The organism is Pelovirga sp. C15f (assembly GCF_057178085.1).
In genome coordinates this window covers 664,998-689,536 of sequence record NZ_JBXUCV010000001.1, presented here as the reverse complement: position 1 = coordinate 689,536, position 24,539 = coordinate 664,998, and the positions used below count along the sequence as shown (strand labels likewise).

Sequence of the window (24,539 nt, the reverse complement as noted above, 5' to 3'; positions counted from 1 at the left end):
AGATAATGTTGACACTGGTGTTCCCTGGCCAAGGGTCGCAATATTCAGGTATGGGCAAAGATCTGGCTCAGAACTTTGCTCTGGCCAGGCAGCTTTTTGAAGAAGCTAATGATGTGTTGGGCTTTGACCTTGCGCAACTGTGTTTTGCCGGCTCGGAAGAGGATCTGAAGCTTACTGCCAATACCCAACCGGCGATTCTGGCGGTCAGTATTGCCACCCTGCGTGTTTTGCGTCAGGAAGTGGAACTTGAGCCGGCCTACGCTGCCGGCCATTCCCTCGGTGAATATTCCGCCCTGGTAGCTGCTGGTGTTCTTTCTTTTGCTGATGCCCTGACCATCGTACGACAACGCGGAATTTTCATGCAGGAAGCGGTGCCCGTCGGTGTTGGTGCAATGGCTGCGATCCTGGGACTTGAAGGAGAGGCATTGGAACAACTGTGTCATGATGCCGCTCACGGGGAAGTAGTTGCACCGGCTAATTTTAATTCGCCGGGTCAGGTGGTGATTGCCGGTCATGCGTCTGCGGTTGAGCGTGCCATCGTTCTGGCCAGTGAGCGCGGCGCCAAACGTGCCCTGAAACTGCCGGTCAGCGCTCCGTTTCATTGTACGCTGATGGCTCCAGCTGCGCAGCGTCTGGAACAGGCCCTGACCACGGTTGCGGTGGCCCCATTTGCCTTTCCGGTGGTTACCAACGTTGAGGCGACCTTTTGTGACGATCCTGAGCGGGTCAAGTCGCTGCTGATCAAACAGGTGTGTGCGCCGGTGCGTTGGGATGCGTCGATCGAGCATTGTGCTGAGCAGGGGGTCGATCGTTACCTTGAGGTTGGTCCAGGCAAGGTATTAACCGGTTTAATCAAGCGGATTCAGCGTGGTGCGACCCTGGATCAGGTTGGCGATGTAGAAAGTTTAAAGCGCCTGCAGCTCTGATGTGTTGTGCTAAGCTGGATGCAAACAGTCGAGGAGATGGACGCATGCTGTTAAAGGATAAAATCGCAATTGTCACCGGTGCTACTCGCGGTATCGGGCGCGCGGTTGCGCTGGCCCTGGCGGGGCAGGGGGCGCACCTGGTTGTGGTTGGGACCCAGGCTGATAAAGCTGCCGAGGTGGCAGCCGAGCTCGAACAGGCTGGGACCCAGGCCCTCGGCATCGGCGCTGATATCTCCCGGGCCGATGATGTCGAGCGACTGGTTGCTAGCGCTAAAGAACGCTTTGGAAGGATTGATATTCTTGTTAATAATGCGGGGGTTACACGTGATGGTTTGATATTGAGGATGAAGGAAGATGATTGGGATGCCGTTCTCGATATCAACCTCAAGGGCGCTTTTTTGTGTACACGTGGCGTTGCCCGACTGATGACCAAGCAGCGCAGCGGCCGCATTATTAATATCTCTTCTGTTGTTGGACAGATGGGGAACCCCGGTCAGGCCAACTATTGTGCCAGCAAGGCCGGTCTCCATGGCTTAACCAGATCCAATGCCCGTGAACTGGCCAAACGTCAGATTACTGTCAACGCTGTTGCTCCCGGTTTTATCCAGACCGATATGACCGAATTTCTGACTGAACAGCAACGTACGGAATTGACTAGTCAGATTCCCCTGGAGCGTCTCGGGCATGTTGATGATATAGCAGCAACCGTGGTATTTCTGGCGTCGGATCAGGCCGGCTACATTACCGGTCAGGTCATTGGCGTCAATGGTGGAATGTACATGTAAATAAACACAAAATGGTCTGCAACAGGCCGACATAACAAAGGAGAAACATAAAATGGCTTCGATTGAAGAAAGAGTAAAACAGATTGTTGCTGAGCAGCTGGGTGTAGATGAAGATCAGGTCACTGAAGATGCTGCTTTCATGGATGACCTTGGTGCTGACTCGCTTGATACCGTTGAGCTGGTCATGGCCCTTGAAGAAGAATTTGACGTCGAAATTTCCGATGAAGATGCTGAAAAGATCCAGACTGTCAAGGATGCGATCGACTATATCAGCAAGCTTTCCTGATGTTGCGACGGGCTGAGAACGATCAGGTCGTCCTCAGCCCGTTATTTATTCAGGCGCTTCAATCTTTACCTGAACCAAAACAAAATTATTTGGTTAAAGAGAGTTGATTTATGCGTAGAGTTGTGGTGACCGGTCTGGGAATAGTATCTGCCCTGGGAACCGGTGTTGAAAAAAACTGGACGGCCGTAACCAATGGTCAATCAGGCATTGGACCCATCACCCGATTTGATGCTTCCGAGCTTGCCACCCAGATCGCCGGCGAAGTCAAGGACTTCAATCCCGAAGACTATATTGATAAAAAAGAGATCAAGAAGATGGATCTCTTTATCCAGTATGGGCTTGCTGCGGCCACCATGGCTTATGAAGATTCCGGTTACGAAATCACTGAAGACAACGCAGAGATGGTCGGTGTGCTGGTTGGTTCCGGTCTTGGGGGCTTGCCGGCCATTGAGCACTACCACCAGGTGATGCTTGAGCGTGGTTATAAAAAGATTTCGCCCTTTTTTATTCCTGTGGTCATCATCAACCTGGTTGCCGGGCAGATTTCCATGCGCTTCGGTGCCAAGGGTCCAAACCTGTCGTCCGTTTCTGCCTGTGCTACTGGTACTCACTCGATTGGCGATGCCTATCACATGATCGCTCGTGGCGATGCTGATGCCATGTTTGCCGGCGGTGCTGAATCGACTATTACCCCGCTGGCGATTGGCGGCTTTAATGTGATGAAGGCCCTTTCTAGCCGTAACGACGATCCCCAGGCAGCGAGCCGTCCCTTCGATAAAAATCGTGATGGGTTTGTTATGTCTGAAGGTGCCGGTGTGATGTTGCTGGAAGAATATGAATCAGCTAAAAAGCGCGGCGCAAAAATTTATTGTGAGGTGGTTGGCTATGGTTTGACCAGCGATGCTCATCATTTGACCCAGCCATCTCCCGGTGGTGAAGGCGCTGCCCGGTGCATTAAGATGGCCCTGCGCAACGCCGGTCTTCATCCTGAACAGATCGGCTACATCAATGCCCACGGCACATCAACCTATTTCAATGATCTCTACGAAACCATGGCAATAAAAACGGTTTTCGGATCTTACGCCGATAAGGTAATGATCAGTTCAACCAAGAGTATGACCGGTCATGGCCTCGGTGCTGCCGGCGGCATGGAGGCGGTTTATACCGCTCTAGCCCTCGATCGCGGGGTCCTGCCGCCGACGATCAATCAACAGGAGGCAGATCCCGAGTGTGATCTTGATTACATCCCCAATACAGCCAGGGAAATCTCCTGTCAGGCGGCCATCTCCAATTCGTTCGGTTTTGGTGGTACCAACGCGACCCTGGCTTTTAAGAAAATCTAGGAGTTTTTTTCGATGATTGCTATAGCCAGCGACCACGGTGGGTTGGATCTGAAAAACGCGATTGTTGCATCATTGCGCGAGCAGCAGATCGAATGTACTGATCTCGGTACCGATGATACGGCTTCGGTGGATTATCCCGACTTTGCCGAGAAGGTCGCCACGGCAGTTGCTTCCGGTGTCGCAAAGGCCGGGATCCTTGTTTGTGGAACCGGAATCGGCATGTCGATTTCTGCCAACAAGATCCCCGGGATTCGTGCGGCACTGGTTCATGACGAGTTCACCGCGCAGATGGCTGCAGAGCATAACGATGCCAATATTCTTGTTTTAGGTGGTCGCGTACTCTCTACTGAGAAGGGTTTGCGGTTAGTCAATATCTGGTTGACAGCACGCTATGAGGGCGGCCGTCACCAGCAGCGGTTGGATAAAATTGCCGCGCTGGAGTAAGGGTATGGTTTGCTGTCTCGATCTATGCGGAGCGGTTAACGGCTCCGTTTTTTGTTTGTGGCCGGGCACATCCTGGCGTCAAGCCAGACCGGATTGATGATGTTTTAAAGGGTTTTTGCAGTGCGTTCTTTTTTAACAGGAGAGTAAGCATGACAGCAGATAGATTGGCAACGGTTGACCCTGATATCGCAAAGGTTGTTGAGCAGGAAGTCGCCCGGCAGGAATACAGCCTTGAGTTTATCGCTTCGGAAAACTTTGTCAGTGAAGCCGTGCTGGAAGCGCAGGGGTCGGTATTGACCAATAAATATGCTGAAGGCTACCCCGGCAAACGCTACTATGGCGGCTGTGAGTTTGTCGATGTGGCTGAACAGTTGGCCATTGATCGCGCGAAGCAACTGTTTGGTGCCGAGCATGCCAATGTCCAGGCCCATTCCGGATCCCAGGCCAATATGGCTGTCTATATGGCCACCTGCGCACCGGGAGATACGGTGCTGGGGATGAACCTGGCCCATGGTGGACATTTGACTCACGGTTCGCCGGTGAACTTCTCCGGCAAGCTCTACAATATCGTTGCCTACGGAGTAAAGGCTGAAACCGGGACCATTGATTATGACGAGGTCGAGCGCCTGGCCCATGAACACCGGCCCAAGCTGATTGTCGTTGGTGCCAGTGCGTATCCCCGTGAGATTGATTTCCCCGCATTTCGCCGGATTGCCGATGAGGTTGGGGCGCTGGTGATGGTTGATATGGCGCATATTGCCGGGCTGGTTGCAGCCGGTGTTCACCAGAATCCGGTTCCCTATGCTGATTTTGTCACGTCAACGACCCATAAAACTCTGCGTGGCCCCCGTGGTGGTTTAATTCTGTGCACTGAAGAGTGGGGGAAAAAACTCAATAGCCTGATTTTTCCCGGCATCCAGGGTGGCCCACTGATGCATGTCATTGCTGCTAAAGCGGTCGCTTTTAAAGAGGCGTTACAGCCCGAATTCAAAACCTACGCGATCCAGGTGGTGAAAAATGCCAGGGCCCTGGCCGCTGGTCTGGTGGCGCGTGGTTACAATCTGGTGTCCGGAGGTACCGACAATCATCTGATGCTGGTCGATTTCAGTGGAACTGAAATGACCGGTAAGGTTGCCGAAGCAACCCTCGAACATGCCGGGATCACAGTCAACAAAAATGCCGTCCCCTTTGACACCCGTTCTCCTTTTGTGACCAGTGGAATCCGTCTCGGTACTCCGGCTACCACCACCCGTGGTTTGACAGAAAAAGAGATGGAACAGGTCGCGGAGTGGATTGATAGAGCCCTGAAAAACAGCGATAATCCTGACGTACTTTCTGAAATCAGAGCTGAGGTCAAACAGTTGTGTCAATCCTTCCCCCTCTATCCTCAGCGGCTTGGATAAAAAAATGGTGCGTCCGGATTGGGATGAATATTTCATGCAAATTACCCAGTTGGTAGCAACCCGATCCACCTGTATGCGCCGTCAGGTTGGTGCCATGCTGGTAAAAGATCGAAATATTCTGGCGACCGGCTATAATGGGGTACCTACCGGCATCACCCATTGTGATGTTACCGGCTGTTTGCGTGATCAGTTAAAAGTCCCTTCCGGTGAGCGTCATGAACTCTGTCGCGGTCTGCATGCGGAGCAGAATGCCATTATTCAGGCGGCTCGCCACGGCACCAATATTACCGATGCGACTCTTTACTGCACTGATTCTCCCTGTATTATCTGCAGCAAAATGCTCATCAATGCCGGGGTCGCTGAAATTATCTATGGCCGGGGCTATCCCGATCAGTTGTCGCTGGAGATGCTCGGTGAGGCCGGAATCCGTTTTCATCATTATCAACCGGACAGTACCACATGAAATGCCCTTTTTGCGGTCATGAAGATACCCGGGTGGTTGATTCGCGCCTTGGTAAGGATGGCAACAACGTTCGTCGCCGACGCGAGTGTCCATCGTGCGAACGACGCTTTACCACCTATGAGCGGGTGGAGGAGATCCTGCCTTACGTCATCAAAAAAGATGGTCGCCGTGAACCCTTTGACCGTGCCAAGATTGTTTCCGGCATGCAGCGCGCTTGCGAAAAACGGCCGGTCTCCATGGAGCAGATTGAAGCCCTGGTGGATCAGCTGGAGCGGCATTTTCAGGAGTGCGGGGACAAGGAAATTTCTGCCAGTCTGATCGGCGAAGCGGTGATGGATGCCTTGCACGCTACCGACGAGGTAGCCTATGTACGTTTTGCTTCGGTATATCGTCAATTCAAGGATATCAATGAGTTCATGAATGAACTCACTGACTTGCTTAAAAACTCCGGCAAAGGGTGATGGCGTCGCAAAAACTCGCGAACTGCTGCGTTGCTGCGCTTATTTCACTGCTTCGACGTACATAAGTACACATTATAGTACAATAATCGCGCGCCTTGCATTTAGCGCCTTTTGCATAGCCAGCGAACGAAAGCATCAAAAAGGGTAGTTTTTTGTTTAAATGTTTTCCCTGGCAAAAAAGCCCCAAACACCATGACTGACTCTACATCTTCCCATCAAACATTTATGCTACGAGCCCTTGAACTGGCCGAGAAGGGAAGGGGGCGCACTGCGCCAAATCCCTCGGTCGGAGCAGTGATTGTCAAGGACGGTCAGGTTGTCGGTGAAGGGTTCCATCCCAAAGCCGGCATGCCCCATGCTGAAGTCTATGCCCTTGAACAGGCCGGCGCAAAAGCGCAGGGCGCGGATATCTATGTCACTCTCGAACCCTGTTCCCATACCGGCCGCACGCCTCCTTGTGCCCGAGCTCTGATCGCTGCCGGTATAAAGCGCGTTTTTGTTGCCATCGTTGATCCTGATCCACGCGTTTCCGGAGCCGGTATCACACTCCTGCGCGAGGCCGGCATCGCTGTTGAAGTCGGTTTGTGTCGGGATCAGGCGGCAGAACTGATTGCCGGTTTCAGCAAGCATCTGCGCAGCGGCCACCCCTGGACGATCTATAAAGCGGCCATGACCCTGGATGGCCATACGGCTACCGCGGTGGGAGATTCGCGCTGGATTTCTTGTGAGGAAAGTCGTTTGCGGGTACATCGCTTGCGTAACCGCGTAGAAGCCATTATGGTGGGGATTGAAACGGTTCTTAAGGATAATCCACTGCTCAATGTACGTTTGCCGCATGAAATCACGCGTGATCCGTTGCGTGTTGTCGTCGATAGCCGCTTACGTTTTCCGCTGCAGGCAAAGATGCTGACCCAGTCTTCTGCTGCAGCAACCCTGATCGCCACCTGTTGTAATGATCGGGGACGGATCAACGCCTTAACGGCTGCAGGTGCAGAGGTGCTGGTGCTGCCTGTGGACCACGAAGGCCGCGTCAATCTTCTGGCCTTGTGGGATGAACTCGGGCGTCGCCATATTCAACATCTGCTCCTTGAAGGTGGCAGCACCCTGGCGACAGCAGCGTGGAAAGCCTGTTTGATTGATGAACTGATGGTGTTTATGGCGCCAAGACTGGTTGGCGGCTGCCCGACCACTGGTTTGTTTGCCGGCGCTGGAGCAACCCTGATGGCTGATAGCGCCATGTTGGAAGATGTACGTCACGAAACATCGGGGAGTGATCTGTTGATCAGAGCAAAGGTACAGACATGTTTACTGGACTGATACAGGCGATCGGCCAGGTTCGCAGCCTGGAAGGTGGTGGGGATTCCGGCCGTTTGCGGATTGCCAGCTCCCTGGTGCATGATGATCTGTGCCTGGGGGAAAGTATTGCCGTCAATGGTGTTTGTCTCACTGTCACCGGCTGGGATCGCGACAGCTTCACCCTCGATGTCTCGCCGGAAACCTTGCGGACAACGACTTTAGGTGCACTGTCGCCGCGTACAGCTGTCAATCTGGAACGGGCCCTGCGCCTTTGTGACCGCCTTGGAGGCCATCTGGTGGCCGGTCATGTTGACACTGTTGGTACGGTGCGGCAAATGCGTAAAGAACATAATTCAGTCTATTTTGAGTTCGCTGTTTGTGCGACGTCGCTACGTTATATCGTCGCCAAGGGCTCGGTAGCCATCGATGGCGTTAGTTTAACTGTCAATCAGGTGTTTACTGACCGTTTCAGCATTATGGTGATTCCCCATTCCCTTGAGCAGACCTGTTTAAAAGAGCGGCGCGTTGGTGATGCCGTCAATATTGAAACCGATCTGATCGGCCGATATGTTGAACGTTTTGTGACTCTGCCGTCAGGGGCCACCGGTGGTTCATTGAACCGTGAGTTTCTTGCTAAAAACGGGTTTGTATGAGATAAATTCCGCCTTGTCCTGAGATGCTGATGAAATACAGATAGACAAAGGAAAAATAATAATGACAATTGCAAAAATTGATGCCGCCCTGGAGGATATCCGCAACGGCAAAATGGTGATCCTGGTTGATGATGAGGATCGCGAAAATGAAGGTGATCTGGTCATTGCCGCCGAGTTGGTAACTCCGGAGGCGATCAATTTTATGGCTCGCCATGGACGGGGTCTGATTTGCCTTTCACTGACTGAAGAACGCGCCGACCAACTGGAGCTACCGCTGATGGTCAACGACAACAGCTCTTCCTTTGGTACCGCCTTCACGATTTCCATTGAAGCGCGCAAAGGGGTGACTACCGGCATTTCTGCCGCCGATCGTGCCCGGACTATTGAGGTCGCTGTTGCTGATGACACCAGCGCCAGGGATCTGGCACGCCCCGGTCATGTATTCCCTTTAAGGGCTAAAAAAGGTGGCGTGATGGTACGCGCGGGACAGACCGAAGGTTCGGTTGACCTGGCGCGTCTTGCAGGACTCAAGCCCGCCGGGGTTATTTGTGAAATTATGAACGAAGACGGCACCATGGCACGCATGCCGCAACTTGAAGTATTTGCCAAAGAACACGATTTGAAAATCATATCCATTGCCGACATCGTCGCCTATCGGATGCGTAAGGAGTTACTGGTTCGCCGTGCGGCTGAAACCCGCATGCCAACCCCCCATGGTGGTCCCTTTAACGCCATCATCTATGAAAACGAAGTTGATAATGCCCATCATATCGCTCTGGTTAAAGGCACCATTGACCCGGAAAAGCCGGTGCTGGTGCGGGTTCACTCCGAATGTTTGACCGGGGATGTTTTTGCCTCGGCGCGCTGCGATTGCGGCACTCAGCTCCACACCGCGATGGATCGCATCGGCGCTGAAGGAACAGGCGTTATCCTCTATATGCGTCAGGAAGGGCGTGGTATCGGCCTGATCAACAAGTTCAGGGCTTACGAACTGCAGGATCAGGGTCACGATACGGTCGAGGCCAATCATATGCTGGGTTTTGCCGCCGACCTGCGCGATTACGGCATCGGTGCCCAGATGCTCGCTGATCTGGGGGTACGCAAAATCCGTTTAATGACCAATAACCCGAAAAAAATTATTGGTCTTGAAGGTTATGGTCTTGAGGTGGTGGAACGGGTCGGACTTCAGATTCCTGCCCAGGGGTCAAACGTTAATTATCTGAAAACAAAACGCGAAAAAATGGGACATTTGCTCGAAAATTTATAATCTGATTTAACCAACAGGAGTTGATCGATGCCAAAGACCATTGAAGGAAAATTCGATGCCGGACATTTTCGTTTTGGGATTATCGTCAGCCGTTTTAACAGCTTTATCTGCGAACGACTGCTCGAAGGTGCGATCGATACTCTGATTCGTCATGGTGCCGTCGATTCACAATTGACAGTTGTTAAGGTTCCGGGGGCCTTTGAAATACCATTGATGGCCAAGCAGATGGCGGCTTCAAACAAGTTCGATGCGCTTGTGTGTCTGGGGGCGGTGATACGAGGTGGTACTCCACATTTTGAATATGTCAGCTCCGAGGTTACCAAAGGGGTTGCCCAAGTGTCTCTGGAATACGGTCTGCCTGCGGCATTCGGGGTATTAACCACCGATTCCGTGGAACAGGCGATTGAGCGCGCCGGAACCAAGGCGGGTAATAAAGGCGCTGAAGCCGCTATGAGTGCACTGGAAATGGTAAATGTTCTGGGGGCTTTTAACGCTGATGAGCAATAACCGTCGGTGGGGGCGAGAGTTTGCCCTAAAAATTCTTTTTGCGCTGAAGTATCAGTCTGATCAGATTAATGTAGACCAGATTCTGGAAAATTTCTGGGATAACCTCCATTATTCAGAAGATCCCCTGGGCGAACCCCTGGAAGAGGGAGCACGACCGGTACCGGAAGCGGTTCGTCTGTTTACCGAAAAACTGGTGCGCGGGGTTCTGGAACAGCGACCACTCCTTGATGAGCGGATTAAGGCTGTAGCACACAACTGGTCCCTGACGCGGATGTCAGCGGTTGATCTGGCCTTGTTGCGGTTGGCAACCTATGAATTGCATTTTCTGCCTGATATCCCGGCAGCGGTGACCTTGAACGAGGCGATCGAAATCGCCAAGCGTTACGGCACCAAGGAGTCACCCTCATTCATCAACGGACTGCTGGATAAAATCGCACAAAAGAACTCAGTCAAGCATCAGGCTGATTGTAAATAATATGAACGGAGACAACACATGAAGAACGGCATCAATATCGGCCTGCTCGGCTTTGGAACCATCGGTACCGGGGTGGTCAGGGTACTGCAAAAAAACGCGGATGTGCTCCAGCAGCGCCTTGGTGCTTCGGTGCAACTGGTGAAAATTGCCGATCTGGATATCACGACCGATCGTGGAGTGCAAGTGGAACAGGGCATATTGACCACCAACGTGGATGATGTGATCAGTCACCCCGAGATCGATCTGGTCATCGAACTGATTGGTGGCTATGAACCGGCAAAAAGCTTTCTGCTCAAGGCCATTGCCAATGGCAAGCACGTGGTGACCGCCAACAAGGCGCTGATGGCCGTGCATGGTCAAGAAATTATCGCCGCTGCCAACAAGGCCGGCGTCTCGGTCATGTTTGAAGCTGCCGTCGGTGGTGGTATTCCGGTTATTTCCCCGATCAAGGAGAGCCTGGGCGCCAATCGGTTCAGTTCGGTGCTCGGTATTCTCAACGGCACCTGCAACTATATCCTCACCAAGATGACCGATCATGGCAGTGAGTTTGCTGCGGTACTCAAGGAAGCACAGCAATTAGGCTATGCTGAAGCTGATCCGACCTTTGATATTGAAGGTGTTGATACTGCTCACAAGATTGCCCTGCTCAGCGGCCTGTGTTTTGGCACCAGGGTTGATTTTAATCAGGTTTATATCGAGGGGATCAGCAATATTGACGCTGTCGACATTAGTTTTGCCAAACAGATGGGGTACAAGATCAAGTTGCTGGCAATCGGTAAGAATCATGGTGATCAGATCGAAGTGCGGGTGCATCCGACCATGATTCCAGCGGAAGATCAGCTCGCTGAGGTCGATGGTGTCTTTAATGCTGTGCGCCTGACCGGTGATTTTGTCGGGCCGACCCTGCTGTACGGCAGTGGTGCCGGCATGGACCCGACCGCCAGTGCGGTCATGGGCGATGTCATGGCCATCAGCCGTGATATTCTCAGTGGTGCCCGCTTGCGTGTGCCGATCATGGGATGTTGTGAGGCGGCGGTTCAGTCGCTGCCGATCCAGCCAATGAGTGAGATCATCAGTCACTATTATCTGCATTTTAAAAGTCTCGACCGACCCGGCGTTCTTGCCAGGATTGCCGGTTGTCTCGGCAACCATGACATCAGTATCCAGTCGATGATCCAGCCTGAGCGTCACGATGCCGACTGTGTTCCCATTGTTCTGATGACCCATGCCGCCAAAGAAGCAGATGTAGTGAAAGCGTTAAAAGAAATAGAAGCTTTTGATATTACCTGCCAGACTCCGCGCCTGATTCGTGTTGAACACGATCTCGGCTGAGAAAGCTGTGATGTCGTCGCAAAAACTCATCAACTGCTTAAAAAAAAAGAGCCCCCATCCATTTTCAGGATGGGGGCTCCCCCCCCTCCGAACCGCATTGCATTATATCTCATTGCAAGTGGTTCAGATCCTAGTTGTGGGTAACACTATACCCACGATTTCTGAAAAAAATCTGACAGGAACCCCTTTTCAGCAAAAAAAACAATAAATTTTTCGTTTTTTTTGTCTTTTTTCGTTTGTAACTATTTAGCTCTATCCTTGCACCGGGTCGGGAATTCTATGTCAAGGGACGCTTTTCGTCATCCATGACCGCTTTTTGTCGCCGTCCATGGCGACAAAAACCCTTGCCACAGGATCCCCGACCCGGTGCTGAACAGATACTTTCGTTTTTTATCTGATCGGCACCGGATCTATATTTATCAGGGATAAATCACAACTCCAACCCGCTCAATATGATCAAGCAGCGCCGGTTCACTGATCTGTTGATGGTCGATCACGTCGAACATGTAGGGCAGGGGGGTCTCTTCGTTGAGCCGGATCGCCAGCTCGATGGCTGTGCGGCGATTTGTGCCATCCGTTTCAATCGCCAGATCTACATCAGAGGCAGATTTGTAGGTGCCTTTAGCCCGTGAACCAAATAGCGTGACCTTAGTAATATCAGAAAAACATCTGATGGCTTGCAGCATCTCATCATAGTCAGCTTGAGGTAGACCAAAGGGTGAAGGATCCATTATGTAACCATCTTCGGCAGAAAAGATTCGTGTAGCTCCTGCAAAAATGGAGCGTATAACGAGCGGATGTCGTTTTCCACCTGCCGGGCCGTGGTTTCATTATAGGTGTGGGTCGTTAAGTTACGATCGTTAAGTGCCTGCAGCCAATATTTTCCCTGGGTAATCAGACTATTCTGAAAGGCCTGTTTGATCGCATTGCGGGGACTGGTGATAGTGTAGCCTTCCGCCTCCTGAAAATCTTTGAGAAGTTTCCATCCCAATTCAAAGGTTATTTCAAAAAACTGGATGAGGCCGGCGCGTTCAACCTCACTGGGTCGTTCTATGTCCAGGGCGGTTTGGAGCAGTTTGTAGCTCTTTTCAAACTGGAAAAAGCGCTGCTGCCAGCGGATGTCGGTTGTCATTGGTCTACTCCAGTAGGTGAAAAGTAGTTACTATTTTTTTAGTTCGTCGATATCTCTGGTTCGACAATATAGCGCTTGATCTTGCGGGTCGTCGTTTTCGGGAATTCATCCTCACGCAGGGTGAATTTTTTCACCCGTTTGTAGTCGGCCAGTTCCTTGCCGTAGTTCTGAATCTCATGGCGAATCAAATTTTCAATTTCGCCGGCAGCAAAAGGCTTGTCCTTATGCTCCCGTGCCAGGGCAAACAACGCTTCTTCATCGGGAAAGACGACAGCGTAAACCTCTTCAGCGGTCTTGCCGATGCGATGGCCATAGACCATGATTTCGGCAATATAAGGGCTTTTGAGTAACTGGTTCTCGACTTCTTCCGGATAAACGTTCTTGCCGTTGGGAGTAACAATCAGATTTTTCACCCGCCCGCAGATAGACAACATGCCGCCTGCGTCAATGTGTCCTAAGTCGCCGGTACGATACCAGCCCTCCTGCAGAACCTCTGCCGTTGCGGCCGGGTTATTGTAGTAACCGAGCATGACATTGGGTCCTTTAACCAGGATTTCCCCTTCGCCCTCGGCATTGGGGTTGTCGATTCGCACCTGTACATCTTTAAGGCATTCGCCAACAGTGCCGGGCTTGTTCTTAAACGGGCTTTCCGCCGAAATTACCGGAGAGGTCTCGGTGATGCCGTAGCCCTGATACAAGGTCAGACCAAGATCGCGGAAGCCTTCGGAAATAGTCGGATCAAGGGCGGCGCCCCCACTGACAAAAGTGGTGCTTTCTCCCACCGCTTTTTTGACATTGGCAGCGACAATCTTCCGGGTCAGGGAGAATTTATACAACATCCGTGAGGAAGTGTTGGAATCGATCTTTTTCATGATACGGTCATAAAGCAGTCGATAAACCGCCGGCACTCCAAGCAGGAAGGTCGGCTTGATTTCGTTGAGGTTATCTCCCAGTTTCTTAATCGATTCAGCAAAGCTTATCTGGCCACCCAGAGAGAGGGGCAGGAGAATGCCGCAGACCTGTTCAAACACGTGGTTGATCGGCAAAAAAGAGAGGGTGGCAATAGAGCTGTCGAGCTTGAAATGCAGCTGGGCGCCTTCAATGTTGCTGACGATATTGCGATGACTCAGCATCGCGCCCTTTGAACGCCCCGTCGTGCCTGAGGTATAGAGAATCACAGCGTTCTGATTCGCATTGACGCTGCTGGGTAGCACAGGCTTTTCAGTAAAAATTTCCTTGTAAGAAAATAGCCGTTTCTCCTTAAGCAAGCGATTTCGGATAAGCTCAGCATCAGATAAGAAGTGTCGTTCTTTTTTATTTTTTGGAGGGGTTTCGGGTGGACTGGTCACCAGTAGCCGTAGTTGTTGCGCTGCTGCTTCAAGCGGTTCGCGCCGCTCCGGAGCAATATCCAGATCAGCCACCAGCTGTTGCCACAAGGATTTGAGTTCTTGCATGGTGTCGATGATGTGCCCTTGATCACCCATTTCCCCGACCGGGGTATCAATCAGGATGATATTTTTCAAGCCGGGCAGGTCATCGATAACTTCCAGCAGGGTATCAAACTGGGCCTGGCCGATAATGATTGCCTGGGCATCAGAATCACCAAGAATATGACGCAGTTCCGCTGCTTTAAGTTCCTTGTCAATTGGTACGGCAACACAGCCGGCATGAAGGATCGCCAGATAGGAAGTGACCCAGCGCGGCGACGAAGGCGCAAGAATGGCTACGTGTGACATCTCCTTGATGTCGAGCTGCTGCAACCCCGCCGTCAATTTTTCAACATTGTTCCAGAAACGGCCATAGGAAACCTCCTTCCACTGGCCATTGACTTTATGTTTAAATGCCACCCGGTCACTGTTTTTAAAACAGCTGGCCTGAATGATCTGGTCGATTTTCTGCACGCTGGTAACTCCTGATGTTGAGGATATCGTCAAGATGTCATATAAAGTCAGGATCTTAACACCCTTTTACGCTAAAAAGAATGGATTTTGAATTTGGGATGTATTTGCAACTCCTCCCAATTGTTTCTGCCTGCCACGCGTGTACATTTTCCTTGTCAGATAGCTTGACGATCGGTAGTCTGTATTTCTTTTCCGCGATACAGGTAAAAAACTGCGCACGAATAAATTTGATCTCAGGAGGGTGATGTTGAGGGATAATAAGGATAAACCAGCAGAAATCAATCAATATGCTCTAGATGATGAGATTGATCTGTTTGAGCTTGTTGATGGACTGATAGCAGAGAAGGTGACCGTTATCAGTATCTTTTTGATTGTGACCCTTTTGGGAGGCCTATTCGCCTTTTTAAGTCCAAAAACGTATGAGGTCAATGCGTCGTTTTTGCCCCCCCTGGAAAAAGATATCATCACTTTAAATTATCCCGGTGTGTTGGATGTTGGTTTAGATCGGGTCTATCGACAGTTTGTTGAAGTGATCACTTCCCCCGATCTGGGCATTTATCTTTTTAAGGACCCGGCAATAGAACAAACATTCAAAGAACCCGATAGAAGTCCGAGCAGTATTGTCACCACACTAATGAAAAATATCACTGTCAGCCTGCCGACCGAATCCAAAGCAAAAGTTCTGACGGGTCAATCACTCTCAGTCGCTCTGTCCGCTCAATGGTCAACCCCAGAAGAAGCTTATCTTCTGGTAAGTACAATCATCGAGACCGTCGATAAGAGAGCGAAATCAGAACTGCTGGATGACCTGTTAAAAACTTTGGATGAAAAACTGATATTAAATCGCAAACAGTTCGAACTTGAAAATCAGCAGGTTAATCAGGAGCTTGCTGCTGAAATTTCCCGTTTGCTTGAGACGGATCAGGAAGAGAAAAAAATTATCCAGGCAGAAATAAAACTTCTCAGACAAAAAGCCGCGCAGCAACGCAGCTTTCAGATATCCCGCCTGGAAACCGATCTGGCACTGGCACAGCAGCTGGGGATTACACGACCTGTTGATCCGCTGGATTATCGTCGTGAAATGGGGACAACAACGACGATAGATTTAACCAGTCGCATCCCTTCCCGCTACTGGCTGGGGACCGAAATTCTCGAAGCTGAAATCCAGGAGCTTAAATCACGTACCAGCGATGACCCGTATATTGATGGCTTGTCTGATCTGCAAAAAAAACTTACGGCGCTTGAAAATAACCATCGCATTGATACCTTGAAGGCGAGAACAGACAACGTCCCCTTTTCTGACTCCCTGCGTGAATTGAAAAAAATGGAAAATGAACTGCTTCAGGCGCAACAGAGATTACAAACTGCAGACTTTGAGGTTTTCAGGCTGGCGCAGACACCAACATTGCCAACTCACCCGACAAAGCCCAACAAGATGATGATACTGGCGCTAGGAGCGGTAGCTGGAGGAATGCTTGGTATCATAGCGGGATTAATCAGACGTGCCATGATTAATCGCCGCAAGGCAGTTGCTGACAAGGAAAGTTGATAACCAAGGGATACAACTGTGTTGATGGTGATGGGGTGCGTCATGAGAAAAGTGCTGAACTTGTCACCAAACAGCTGATGCAGTCACAATCATATCAAACAGCCATTGACGCCGTTGCCTATCGAAGACTTGCCAGGCTGAACCTGTCGGATCAGGCAGGAGTTGAGGGGTTGGCTTACGATATTTAGGGAATGTATGATAAAAATCAGACGGATAGATGATAATAGCTGCTCAATATGTTAATAAAAAAGCCCCCACCACGTATCAGGTGGTGGGGGCCGCCCCCCTCCGGACCTGCCGGGACATCAGCAGATCCGTCGATCCGCTGACTAATATAACGTCAATATCTGACTGAAATCTGACTGGAGCAGAAAAACATCATATAAATATGAAAAATTGTAAAAAAATAATTCTTTTTTGTGTGCGCAGATATAAACCTGTCAAGCCGGTAGTGACCAAAAAAGTTAGTTAAATCAACGGGAACCGGTTATAAATGTTGCCCCATCGTACAAAATATATGGTTTTACTACGATATCGAACCACTGACTTTTAAATGGTTCCCAGCAAGTATGATTAGATGGTATCTGCGAAAAAAGGAATACAGAATTTTTAGATTTGATCTGAAGCCTCCTGATACCCGGAATGTTTTTTACATATTTATCCATTTTTTCACCCTCAGTCAGATGTTTTTAAGATGGATGATGTATAATGAAAAAATTTATGAGGGTAGCTATCCAGTACTTGATGGCGTAGTTCCCGTACCGTTTATAGTATGGACAGGGTGTACAAACAATTATTCGAGGTAATATGAATTTTCAGGGAAAAAAGATTTTGGTGACTGGTGCCGATGGGTTTATCGGCTCTCATTTAACTGAAGATCTTGTCCGGCGCGGTCATGCTGTGCGGGCCTTTGTTCAATATAATTCCTTCAACTCCTGGGGATGGTTAGACCAGGCCGACAAAAATGTGCGTGATTCCCTCGATGTTTTTTCCGGGGATGTTCGCGACCCCAACGGCGTGCGTCAGGCTATGCAAAAATGCGATGTAGTTTTCCATCTCGCCGCTCTGATTGCTATTCCTTACTCCTACCATTCTCCCGATACCTATGTTGACACCAACGTCAAAGGCACGCTTAATATCGTTCAGGCTGCCCGCGACCTTGAAGTTGCCAAGGTTGTTCACACCTCGACCAGCGAGGTTTACGGTACCGCTCGATTCGTGCCGATAACCGAAGAACATCCGTTGCAGGGGCAATCACCCTATTCGGCTTCCAAGATCGGCGCCGATCAGATCGCCATGTCTTATTATTCTTCTTTTAATACACCCGTGGCCATTGTTCGACCGTTCAATACCTATGGCCCACGTCAATCGGCGCGCGCCATCATTCCCACCGTCATTGCCCAGATTGCTGCCGGCATGCATAAGATCAAGCTTGGGGCCCTCCATCCAACCCGCGATTTTAACTACATATCCGATACCGTGCGCGGCTTCATTGCTGTTGCCGAGTCCGATTTTGCCATCGGCGAGGTGATTAACATCGGTAGCAATTTTGAAATCTCCATTGGCGAGACGGTTCAACTGATTGCCGAAGTTATGGATGCTCAAGTTGAAGTCGAGACAGAACAGGCGCGACTGCGGCCGGATAAGAGTGAAGTTGAACGGTTGTGGGCCGACAACAGCAAGGCTCGCGACCTGCTGGGTTGGGTTCCTGAGTATGGCGACCGGGACGGTTTTCGGCGCGGTCTGGCGGAAACAGCAGACTGGTTCTGCGACCCAGAAAATCTTGCACGCTATAAGGTCGGGATTTACAATATATGATCAAAAGTTTTGATCCAACTCAGGTGCTTGGCGCTTTTCGACGGGTACTTGACTCCTCACGGGACTTCACGCCATTGCACGAGCCACTTTTTGCCGGCAATGAATGGAATTTTGTCAAGGAATGCCTCGACACCGGCTGGGTTTCCTCTGTCGGAAAATTTGTCGATCGCTTCGAGGACGAATTGGCGGCGTATACGGGGGTGCAACAAGCCGTCGCGGTTGTAAATGGTACCGCCGCCCTGCATGTCTGTCTGCAACTCGCAGGGGTACGCGCGGGGGATGAAGTTCTGACCCCTGCTCTGACCTTTGTCGCTACCGCCAATGCTGTCCATTATTGCGGAGCCGTACCGCATTTTGTTGACTCCGAGGAGAAAACCCTTGGGCTCGATCCCCATCGTCTTGGTGATTATCTACACGACATCGTTGAAATAAAAGAGGGCGAATCCTGGAATCGCAAGACCGGCCGGCGGATTGCCGCCGTGGTGCCGATGCATACCTTTGGTCACCCGATTGACCTCGACCCGTTGGTGGAAATCTGTGACCGCTATGGAATTATTATCGTTGAGGATGCGGCTGAGTCGCTCGGTACCTTTTATAAAGGGCACCACACCGGCAACCATGGTCGTTTGTCAGCACTCAGTTTCAACGGCAACAAGATCATGACTACCGGCGGTGGCGGCGCGATCCTCACTAACGATAAGGAGTTGGCTCGGCGTGCCAAGCATCTTACCACCACCGCCAAGGTCTCCCACCCTTGGGCGTTCGTGCACGATCAGATCGGTTACAACTACCGCATGCCTAATATTAATGCCGCCCTTGGCTGCGCCCAGTTGGAACAATTGCCGCGTTTTATCGAAAGAAAACGTGCCTTGGCTGATGAATATGCCCAGGCTTTTTCTGGGGTGAAAGGTGTCAGGTTTTTTTCCGAGCCTGATTTTGCAAAGAGTAACTATTGGTTGAATGTACTGCTTCTTGATTCTCCGAATATTGAGGTGCTCGAAGGTTTTCTTAAACTGAGTAACGACCATGGAATCATGACACGACCAGCCTGGTCGCTGATGTCTGAACTTCCCATTTATCATGATTGCCCAAGCATGGATCTCGTGGTTGCGAACAATCTGGTTCGGCGATTGGTTAATATCCCCAGTAGCGCTGGGCTCGGAGGGTCAGATGGGCAGGCGTAAAATCTGTGTTGTTACTGGAACGCGCGCTGAATATGGCCTGTTATACTGGTTAATGAAAGAAATCCAGACAGATCCTGATCTAGAACTTCAGCTTATTGTTACAGGTATGCACCTTTCTCCGGAATTTGGACTCACCTATCGGGTCATTGAGGAGGACGGTTTTAAAATCAACGAAAAAGTTGAAATGCTTCTTTCGAGCGATACCCCGGTTGGTGTTGCTAAATCAATCGGTCTTGGCGTGATTGGATTTGCTGATGCCCTCGCACGAATCAGGCCAGACATGCTGGTTTTGCTGGGCGACCGCTTTGAAATTCTATCTGCGGCACAAACTGCCCTGGTTGCACGCATTCCTGTAGCTCATTTATTTGGCGGGGATACTACCGAGGGGGCCTTTGATGAGTCCATTCGACACGCAATCACTAAAATGGCGCATGTTCACTTTGTAAGTCATGTTAATGCTGTGCAACGAGTCAGGCAGATGGGAGAAAATCCTCAAAATGTCCACCTGGTAGGTAGTACCGGTATTGATCAGATCAAGAGATTGCGACTGCTAACTCGCAGGGAGCTTGAAAAAGAAATAGGCTTCAACTTCAGAATACGTAACCTGCTGGTGACTTTTCATCCGGCAACGTTGGACGGCCAGACACCAGCGGTTCAGTTTGCAGAACTCCTTTCCGCGCTTGATTCGTTCGGACCTGAGATGGGAATCATATTCACCAAGGCAAATGCAGACACTTCGGGGCGCATTTTATCTGAAATGATTGACGATTTTTGCCAGGATCGCTCTTATGCTAAAGCGTATACATCCTTGGGTCAGTTGCGTTATTTGAGTGTCATGGCACAGGTTGACGCAGTGGTCGGTAACTCATCGAGCGGTCTTTATGAGGCGCCATCTTTCAAGATTCCGACCGTTAATATTGGTGATCGACAGAAGGGGCGGTTGCAGGCAGCTTCCGTTATTAATTGCGGCGTTGAAAGTGGCAATATTGTAAATGCAGTCCACAAGGCTTTCGAGTTAAATTGTGACCAGGTGGTTAATCCCTATGGTGATGGTCACAGTTCGGAGAGAATCGTCAAAGTGATTAAAAATATCAATTTGGATGATTCACTATTGAAGAAAAAGTTTTTTGACTGCGGGGCACATTGAAGATGGCTGATTCTGTTTACATTATTGCCGAGGCTGGAGTCAATCATAATGGCTCGCTTGACTTGGCCCGAGAGTTGATCGATGTTGCAGCTACTGCTGGGGCTGATGCCGTTAAGTTTCAAACTTTCAAGGCGGAGACACTTGTCTGCAGGAAGGCCGAAAAGGCCGATTACCAAAAGCAAACTACGTCGGTGGATGAATCCCAGTATGAAATGATCAAAAAACTGGAGCTAGACGAGCACGCACATCGTTTTTTGAACGATTATTGTGAAAAGGCCGGAATTCAATTTCTATCTACTCCGTTTGATTTGGCAAGTGTCGATCTCCTTGTTGGTATTTTTGATATGGCCTATATCAAAATTCCCTCTGGTGAAATCACCAACGGACCCCTTTTGCTGAAGATTGCACAAACAGGCAAGCCGGTGATTCTTTCCACGGGAATGAGCACCTTGGGTGAAATTGAACAGGCCCTGGGTGTGCTTGCTTTCGGTTTTACTTATGGGCAGAATGGTGTGCCATCACTTAAAGCTTTTAGGAGCGCATTTCTGTCTGATAGAGGTCAAGCTGCCCTGCGAGAAAAGGTCCGTTTGCTGCATTGTACGACTGAATATCCTGCGCCGTTCGCAGAGGTCAATCTGAGGGCAATGGATACCTTGGCTGAAGTTTTCGGCTTGCCAGTTGGCTACTCAGATCATACCCTTGGAATTGCCATACCCATTGCAGCAGTTGCCAAGGGGGCCGTTGTTATTGAAAAACATTTTACCCTGAATCGCAGCCTTCCCGGCCCTGATCATAGGGCGTCCCTTGAGCCGGAAGAATTTAAGGAAATGGTACGCTCTATTCGTGATGTTGAAATCGCATTGGGGAACGGTGTTAAGCAGCCTGGTGCGAGTGAGATGAAAAATATCTCAGTCGCTAGGAAAAGTTTGGTTGCGAAAACAGAGATCAGGATTGGCGAAGCTTTTACAGCCATAAATATAGTTGCGAAACGCCCAGGTGATGGTCTTACACCGATGTGTTACTGGGACATGATTGGTAAAAAATCTCCAAGAAATTATTCTGAGGATGAGATTATAAAATGAAAATTGGATATTTTGCAGATGGGGAATGGGCCCATAAAGCTTTGGATAAAATTATTGAAAATGATAACTTTAAAGTTGTCTTCATAGTCGCACGGCATGATAAAGCGGATCCCATACTTAAAGAATATGCAAGTCGTCTGAATATCCCCTTTCTTACTAGTCCGGATGTCAATTCCTCAGAATTCATTTCTAAAATAAGCATGTTTTGCGCCGATATATTTGTTTCAATGTCCTTTAACCAGATATTAAAAAAACAAATAATTGATTTGCCACCCCGAAAGTTTATTAATTGCCATGCTGGTAAATTACCATTCTATAGGGGACGTAATGTCCTGAACTGGGTATTGATAAATGGTGACCAAGATTTTGGAGTGACTGTTCATTATGTTGATGAAGGTATTGATACTGGTGATATTATAGTTCAAAATATTGGAACTATTGATATTAAGGATGATTACTCCTCATTGCTTAAGAAGGCAACAACTCTTTGCTCAACAACTCTATACCAATCATTGGAGCTTATCTATACTGGCAAGTTTGAAGCCATAAAACAAAAAGATATACACCCTGTTGGGTTTTATTGCAGCCAACGCAGGGATGGAGACGAATGGATAGATTGGAGTTGGTCAAGCCAACGCATTTATAATTTTATTCGTGGTATCAGCGTCCCTGGCCCGTGTGCAAGAGCTGGTTGGGCAGGTAGAGAACTAGCTATTGTTAAGGCAGAAATGATTTCAGAAGCTCCTGTCTACATTGATCGGCCGGGTCGAATTGTTGGTCGCGACCATAGCAGTGTAATTGTTAAAACAGGAGACACCTCACTCAGAATTACTTTCATAGCTGACGTAGATGCCGCTGGTTGTTTATCGGGTGAGAGAAGCCCTAAGCTGAGGATGGGTGGTGAGTTGACGAATAAATATGATTTTATGTTTAAGAAATTCAACACTCAGCAGGGTCATTTTTAAATGAAAAACTGGAAAAAAGTTCTTATATCAGAACACACACCGGTTCGTGAGGCGATCAGGATCATTGATGAGGGGGCTCTGCAGATCGCTTTGGTGGTTGACATGGATCAGCATCTTTTGGGAACGATTACGGATGGTGATGTACGTCGCGGGATTCTGAAGGGCATTCCCCTCGAAGAGTCAGTAGCCAAGATTATGAATGTCTCACCCATTGTCGCTCAAGTACAAGAGAGTCGCGAAGAGATCCTTAAATTGCTTCGTCAGAAATCTCTTCACCAAGTGCCTTTAGTTGATCAAGACGGCCGACTTGTTGGATTGGAGATTATTGAGGATCTGATGCGTCCTCAAACCCGAGAGAATCTGGTTGTCATCATGGCTGGAGGTCTGGGAACCCGGTTGGGATCTCTCACCAAGGACTGCCCAAAACCTATGCTGCATGTCGGGGGCAAGCCGATTCTGGAAACAATCATTGAAAATCTCCGAGAGTACGGCTTTCGTCGCTTTTGTCTGGCGGTTAATTATAAAGCGGACATCATCAAGGAATATTTCGGGGATGGTTCGAAATTTGATTGTGCTATCGTGTACCTGCACGAAAAGGAACCCCTGGGGACTGCTGGGGCTCTAAGTCTCTTGCCAGAACAACCATTTTTGCCAATTCTGGTCATTAATGGTGATGTCTTGACCAAGGTCGATTACAGCCATCTGCTATCCTTTCATCATGAACAGAACGCGAAGGCAACCATGTGTGTCAGAGAGTACGACATTCAGGTGCCATTTGGTGTTGTAAGGGTGGATGGCCAACGCTTTGTCGGCATAGAAGAGAAGCCGGTGCAGAAATTCTTTATAAATGCTGGAATTTATATACTGGATGCAGATTTATTGACGATGTTCAAACCTGATGAACACTGTGACATGCCGAGTTTTCTCAATAGCATTGCTCACAAAAGCCAGGAAATAGCAGTTTTTCCGGTCAGGGAATACTGGTTGGACTTGGGGCAGATTGAAGACCTCAATCGAGCAAAAGGTGAATATGATGGAGTATTCAATTGATTCGGGGTAAAACCATTCTCGCTATCATTCCCGCTCGCGACAGCTCTAACCTGCGGTTTCATCTACTGCTAAACGATTACTTAACCTTTTCAGGGTGAAACTTTCCTAGAAATTCATGAAAAGCAGGATGGCATTGCCACCATGTGTATGCGGGCCCATGAGAATCAGGATTGGCTGGATATCGAGAGCATGGATTATTTCCATAAAGCTCCGAAGAAGTTAAAGGGCTGCTGAATGGCTGAGCACAACGATAGACTGATTGTTATCCCCGCCCGCGGTGGCAGTAAGCGACTGCCTCGCAAGAATGTGTTGCCATTGGCAGGAAAGCCGCTTATCTGCTGGACCATTGAGGCGGCGCTGGCAACCGGTTTATCCGCCCGTATCATGGTGACCAGTGATGATGATGAAATACTGTCCATCGTCCGGCGCTATCCCAATAAAGGCCTGATTGCCCATAAGCGCCCGGCAGAGCTGGCGACCGACTACGCTACGACAGCCGATGCCCTGCTGGACGCACTAAACGCCGAGCAGCAAGCCGGATATGCCGCGAAAACGCTGATTCTCCTGCAGCCTACGTCCCCCCTTCGAACGGCTGAAGACATTCTCGCTGCCGTCCAGAGATACGAGAAAGGTGGAAGTTCGGACACGGTAGTAAGCGTCTGCGAAGTAGACCACCCGACGGCATGGATTGGCACCATTGCCGAGAGCGGCCAACTGCAGGGCCTGGACTTACCCGGTAAGCGTTCGCAAGACTACCAAATTGAATACCGTCTAAACGGCGCAGTTTACGTGGCATCTGTTAATACTTTGCGGCAACGGGGAAACCTGTTTACCGATGACCTGGGGGCTTACGTGATGCCGAGGGAACGATCAATGGATATTGATGAGGCATTGGATTTTAAGATATGTGAAATCCTATTGTGCTGCCATTAAGCCATGTCCTGATTTGATGCCTTTCCGGAGGTCCTCCCCCATGATTCCATCAATCATCTCACAAGGGTTACTGAGACCGGAAAATTTTCCGTCCCGGCTTATATATTTTTTTTAAGAAGGCAAGAAACATGACGGTT

The 24,539-nt window shown here is 49.7% G+C and carries 26 protein-coding genes; 23 read left to right on the top strand and 3 right to left on the bottom strand.

The genetic code is table 11. From position 1 onward, the window contains the following. Window positions 1–5 precede the first annotated feature (5 nt). From fabD to AC1931_RS03225, 14 genes are all read left to right on the top strand, one after another. Window positions 6–926, top strand: a complete 921-nt coding sequence (gene fabD / locus AC1931_RS03290; RefSeq protein WP_483875800.1) for an ACP S-malonyltransferase — start codon at window positions 6–8, stop codon at window positions 924–926. Window positions 927–970: 44 nt separating this feature from the next. Continuing rightward, window positions 971–1,711, top strand: a complete 741-nt coding sequence (fabG, locus tag AC1931_RS03285) for a 3-oxoacyl-[acyl-carrier-protein] reductase (RefSeq protein WP_483875799.1) — start codon at window positions 971–973, stop codon at window positions 1,709–1,711. Between the two features lie 52 nt (window positions 1,712–1,763). Next, window positions 1,764–1,997, top strand: coding sequence for an acyl carrier protein (gene acpP / locus AC1931_RS03280; protein WP_483875798.1), 234 nt, complete (start codon window positions 1,764–1,766; stop codon window positions 1,995–1,997). A 110-nt stretch (window positions 1,998–2,107) separates the two neighbouring features. Then, window positions 2,108–3,340, top strand: a complete 1,233-nt coding sequence (gene fabF / locus AC1931_RS03275) for a beta-ketoacyl-ACP synthase II (protein WP_483875797.1) — start codon at window positions 2,108–2,110, stop codon at window positions 3,338–3,340. 12 nt (window positions 3,341–3,352) lie between these two features. Then, window positions 3,353–3,784 (top strand): ribose 5-phosphate isomerase B, encoded by a 432-nt coding sequence (rpiB, locus tag AC1931_RS03270; protein ID WP_483875796.1) that lies wholly within the window; start codon window positions 3,353–3,355, stop codon window positions 3,782–3,784. A gap of 149 nt (window positions 3,785–3,933) precedes the next feature. After that, window positions 3,934–5,187 (top strand): serine hydroxymethyltransferase, encoded by a 1,254-nt coding sequence (glyA, locus tag AC1931_RS03265; RefSeq protein ID WP_483875795.1) that lies wholly within the window; start codon window positions 3,934–3,936, stop codon window positions 5,185–5,187. A 4-nt stretch (window positions 5,188–5,191) separates the two neighbouring features. Beyond that, complete coding sequence (locus AC1931_RS03260; protein ID WP_483875794.1) at window positions 5,192–5,650, top strand: deoxycytidylate deaminase; 459 nt, start codon at window positions 5,192–5,194, stop codon at window positions 5,648–5,650. Further along, on the top strand, window positions 5,647–6,111 hold the full coding sequence (gene nrdR, locus AC1931_RS03255; RefSeq protein WP_483875793.1) for a transcriptional regulator NrdR: 465 nt from the start codon (window positions 5,647–5,649) through the stop codon (window positions 6,109–6,111). The genes AC1931_RS03260 and nrdR overlap by 4 nt, the downstream gene beginning before the upstream one ends. A gap of 192 nt (window positions 6,112–6,303) precedes the next feature. After that, a complete protein-coding gene (ribD, locus tag AC1931_RS03250) occupies window positions 6,304–7,428 on the top strand; it encodes a bifunctional diaminohydroxyphosphoribosylaminopyrimidine deaminase/5-amino-6-(5-phosphoribosylamino)uracil reductase RibD (RefSeq protein WP_483875792.1) in 1,125 nt (374 codons plus the stop codon). Next, the gene (locus AC1931_RS03245; RefSeq protein ID WP_483875791.1) at window positions 7,413–8,060 is read left to right on the top strand and encodes a riboflavin synthase; all 648 of its coding nucleotides are present in this window, start codon (window positions 7,413–7,415) and stop codon (window positions 8,058–8,060) included. The genes ribD and AC1931_RS03245 overlap by 16 nt, the downstream gene beginning before the upstream one ends. 61 nt (window positions 8,061–8,121) lie before the next feature. Further along, window positions 8,122–9,327 carry a bifunctional 3,4-dihydroxy-2-butanone-4-phosphate synthase/GTP cyclohydrolase II gene (locus AC1931_RS03240; protein WP_483875790.1) on the top strand — a complete coding sequence of 402 codons (1,206 nt, stop codon included), beginning with the start codon at window positions 8,122–8,124 and terminating at the stop codon, window positions 9,325–9,327. A gap of 27 nt (window positions 9,328–9,354) precedes the next feature. Then, entirely contained in the window at window positions 9,355–9,834 is a 480-nt protein-coding gene (ribH, locus tag AC1931_RS03235) for a 6,7-dimethyl-8-ribityllumazine synthase (protein ID WP_483875789.1), read from the top strand. Further along, on the top strand, window positions 9,824–10,309 hold the full coding sequence (gene nusB / locus AC1931_RS03230; protein WP_483875788.1) for a transcription antitermination factor NusB: 486 nt from the start codon (window positions 9,824–9,826) through the stop codon (window positions 10,307–10,309). The genes ribH and nusB overlap by 11 nt, the downstream gene beginning before the upstream one ends. 18 nt (window positions 10,310–10,327) lie before the next feature. Further along, window positions 10,328–11,641 (top strand): homoserine dehydrogenase, encoded by a 1,314-nt coding sequence (locus AC1931_RS03225; protein ID WP_483875787.1) that lies wholly within the window; start codon window positions 10,328–10,330, stop codon window positions 11,639–11,641. Window positions 11,642–12,060: 419 nt separating this feature from the next. Here the strand turns inward: AC1931_RS03225 and AC1931_RS03220 are convergent, their stop codons facing one another. Genes AC1931_RS03220 through AC1931_RS03210 form a run of 3 tightly spaced genes read right to left on the bottom strand, consistent with a single transcriptional unit; the run spans window position 12,061 to window position 14,674 of the window. Continuing rightward, window positions 12,061–12,372, bottom strand: coding sequence for a nucleotidyltransferase family protein (locus AC1931_RS03220; protein ID WP_483875786.1), 312 nt, complete (start codon window positions 12,370–12,372; stop codon window positions 12,061–12,063). Then, on the bottom strand, window positions 12,372–12,773 hold the full coding sequence (locus tag AC1931_RS03215; RefSeq protein WP_483875785.1) for a nucleotidyltransferase substrate binding protein: 402 nt from the start codon (window positions 12,771–12,773) through the stop codon (window positions 12,372–12,374). The genes AC1931_RS03220 and AC1931_RS03215 overlap by 1 nt, the downstream gene beginning before the upstream one ends. A 38-nt stretch (window positions 12,774–12,811) precedes the next feature. Then, the gene (locus AC1931_RS03210) at window positions 12,812–14,674 is read right to left on the bottom strand and encodes an AMP-dependent synthetase/ligase (protein WP_483875784.1); all 1,863 of its coding nucleotides are present in this window, start codon (window positions 14,672–14,674) and stop codon (window positions 12,812–12,814) included. Between the two features lie 244 nt (window positions 14,675–14,918). Between AC1931_RS03210 and AC1931_RS03205 the strand changes: the two genes are divergently transcribed. The 9 genes from AC1931_RS03205 (at window position 14,919) to AC1931_RS03165 (ending at window position 24,402) form a co-directional block, all read left to right on the top strand. Continuing rightward, window positions 14,919–16,223 (top strand): Wzz/FepE/Etk N-terminal domain-containing protein, encoded by a 1,305-nt coding sequence (locus tag AC1931_RS03205; RefSeq protein ID WP_483875783.1) that lies wholly within the window; start codon window positions 14,919–14,921, stop codon window positions 16,221–16,223. Next, window positions 16,220–16,411, top strand: a complete 192-nt coding sequence (locus AC1931_RS03200; RefSeq protein WP_483875782.1) for a hypothetical protein — start codon at window positions 16,220–16,222, stop codon at window positions 16,409–16,411. Before AC1931_RS03205 ends, AC1931_RS03200 begins: the two co-directional genes overlap by 4 nt. Before the next feature lie 646 nt (window positions 16,412–17,057). Next, entirely contained in the window at window positions 17,058–18,041 is a 984-nt protein-coding gene (locus AC1931_RS03195) for an NAD-dependent 4,6-dehydratase LegB (RefSeq protein WP_483875781.1), read from the top strand. Beyond that, window positions 18,038–19,225 carry a LegC family aminotransferase gene (locus tag AC1931_RS03190; RefSeq protein WP_483875780.1) on the top strand — a complete coding sequence of 396 codons (1,188 nt, stop codon included), beginning with the start codon at window positions 18,038–18,040 and terminating at the stop codon, window positions 19,223–19,225. The genes AC1931_RS03195 and AC1931_RS03190 overlap by 4 nt, the downstream gene beginning before the upstream one ends. After that, window positions 19,212–20,372: a UDP-N-acetylglucosamine 2-epimerase gene (gene neuC / locus AC1931_RS03185; RefSeq protein ID WP_483875779.1), complete on the top strand. Its 1,161-nt coding sequence runs from the start codon at window positions 19,212–19,214 to the stop codon at window positions 20,370–20,372. The genes AC1931_RS03190 and neuC overlap by 14 nt, the downstream gene beginning before the upstream one ends. A gap of 2 nt (window positions 20,373–20,374) precedes the next feature. After that, window positions 20,375–21,454, top strand: a complete 1,080-nt coding sequence (neuB, locus tag AC1931_RS03180) for an N-acetylneuraminate synthase (protein WP_483875778.1) — start codon at window positions 20,375–20,377, stop codon at window positions 21,452–21,454. Then, window positions 21,451–22,419 carry a methionyl-tRNA formyltransferase gene (locus AC1931_RS03175; RefSeq protein WP_483875777.1) on the top strand — a complete coding sequence of 323 codons (969 nt, stop codon included), beginning with the start codon at window positions 21,451–21,453 and terminating at the stop codon, window positions 22,417–22,419. The genes neuB and AC1931_RS03175 overlap by 4 nt, the downstream gene beginning before the upstream one ends. Then, window positions 22,420–23,469: a nucleotidyltransferase family protein gene (locus tag AC1931_RS03170; RefSeq protein ID WP_483875776.1), complete on the top strand. Its 1,050-nt coding sequence runs from the start codon at window positions 22,420–22,422 to the stop codon at window positions 23,467–23,469. Window positions 23,470–23,703: 234 nt separating this feature from the next. Further along, on the top strand, window positions 23,704–24,402 hold the full coding sequence (locus tag AC1931_RS03165) for an acylneuraminate cytidylyltransferase family protein (protein WP_483875775.1): 699 nt from the start codon (window positions 23,704–23,706) through the stop codon (window positions 24,400–24,402). Window positions 24,403–24,539: the final 137 nt, after the last annotated feature.

What these genes read in the sequence shown, in the direction of transcription:
- fabD (WP_483875800.1), top strand. Translation starts at nt 6, where the DNA reads ATGTTGACACTGGTGTTCCCTGGCCAAGGGTCGCAATATTCAGGTATG.
- fabG (WP_483875799.1), top strand. Translation starts at nt 971, where the DNA reads ATGCTGTTAAAGGATAAAATCGCAATTGTCACCGGTGCTACTCGCGGT.
- acpP (WP_483875798.1), top strand. Translation starts at nt 1,764, where the DNA reads ATGGCTTCGATTGAAGAAAGAGTAAAACAGATTGTTGCTGAGCAGCTG.
- fabF (WP_483875797.1), top strand. Translation starts at nt 2,108, where the DNA reads ATGCGTAGAGTTGTGGTGACCGGTCTGGGAATAGTATCTGCCCTGGGA.
- rpiB (WP_483875796.1), top strand. Translation starts at nt 3,353, where the DNA reads ATGATTGCTATAGCCAGCGACCACGGTGGGTTGGATCTGAAAAACGCG.
- glyA (WP_483875795.1), top strand. Translation starts at nt 3,934, where the DNA reads ATGACAGCAGATAGATTGGCAACGGTTGACCCTGATATCGCAAAGGTT.
- AC1931_RS03260 (WP_483875794.1), top strand. Translation starts at nt 5,192, where the DNA reads ATGGTGCGTCCGGATTGGGATGAATATTTCATGCAAATTACCCAGTTG.
- nrdR (WP_483875793.1), top strand. Translation starts at nt 5,647, where the DNA reads ATGAAATGCCCTTTTTGCGGTCATGAAGATACCCGGGTGGTTGATTCG.
- ribD (WP_483875792.1), top strand. Translation starts at nt 6,304, where the DNA reads ATGACTGACTCTACATCTTCCCATCAAACATTTATGCTACGAGCCCTT.
- AC1931_RS03245 (WP_483875791.1), top strand. Translation starts at nt 7,413, where the DNA reads ATGTTTACTGGACTGATACAGGCGATCGGCCAGGTTCGCAGCCTGGAA.
- AC1931_RS03240 (WP_483875790.1), top strand. Translation starts at nt 8,122, where the DNA reads ATGACAATTGCAAAAATTGATGCCGCCCTGGAGGATATCCGCAACGGC.
- ribH (WP_483875789.1), top strand. Translation starts at nt 9,355, where the DNA reads ATGCCAAAGACCATTGAAGGAAAATTCGATGCCGGACATTTTCGTTTT.
- nusB (WP_483875788.1), top strand. Translation starts at nt 9,824, where the DNA reads ATGAGCAATAACCGTCGGTGGGGGCGAGAGTTTGCCCTAAAAATTCTT.
- AC1931_RS03225 (WP_483875787.1), top strand. Translation starts at nt 10,328, where the DNA reads ATGAAGAACGGCATCAATATCGGCCTGCTCGGCTTTGGAACCATCGGT.
- AC1931_RS03220 (WP_483875786.1), bottom strand. Translation starts at nt 12,372, where the DNA reads ATGGATCCTTCACCCTTTGGTCTACCTCAAGCTGACTATGATGAGATG.
- AC1931_RS03215 (WP_483875785.1), bottom strand. Translation starts at nt 12,773, where the DNA reads ATGACAACCGACATCCGCTGGCAGCAGCGCTTTTTCCAGTTTGAAAAG.
- AC1931_RS03205 (WP_483875783.1), top strand. Translation starts at nt 14,919, where the DNA reads ATGTTGAGGGATAATAAGGATAAACCAGCAGAAATCAATCAATATGCT.
- AC1931_RS03190 (WP_483875780.1), top strand. Translation starts at nt 18,038, where the DNA reads ATGATCAAAAGTTTTGATCCAACTCAGGTGCTTGGCGCTTTTCGACGG.
- neuC (WP_483875779.1), top strand. Translation starts at nt 19,212, where the DNA reads ATGGGCAGGCGTAAAATCTGTGTTGTTACTGGAACGCGCGCTGAATAT.
- neuB (WP_483875778.1), top strand. Translation starts at nt 20,375, where the DNA reads ATGGCTGATTCTGTTTACATTATTGCCGAGGCTGGAGTCAATCATAAT.
- AC1931_RS03175 (WP_483875777.1), top strand. Translation starts at nt 21,451, where the DNA reads ATGAAAATTGGATATTTTGCAGATGGGGAATGGGCCCATAAAGCTTTG.
- AC1931_RS03170 (WP_483875776.1), top strand. Translation starts at nt 22,420, where the DNA reads ATGAAAAACTGGAAAAAAGTTCTTATATCAGAACACACACCGGTTCGT.
- AC1931_RS03165 (WP_483875775.1), top strand. Translation starts at nt 23,704, where the DNA reads ATGGCTGAGCACAACGATAGACTGATTGTTATCCCCGCCCGCGGTGGC.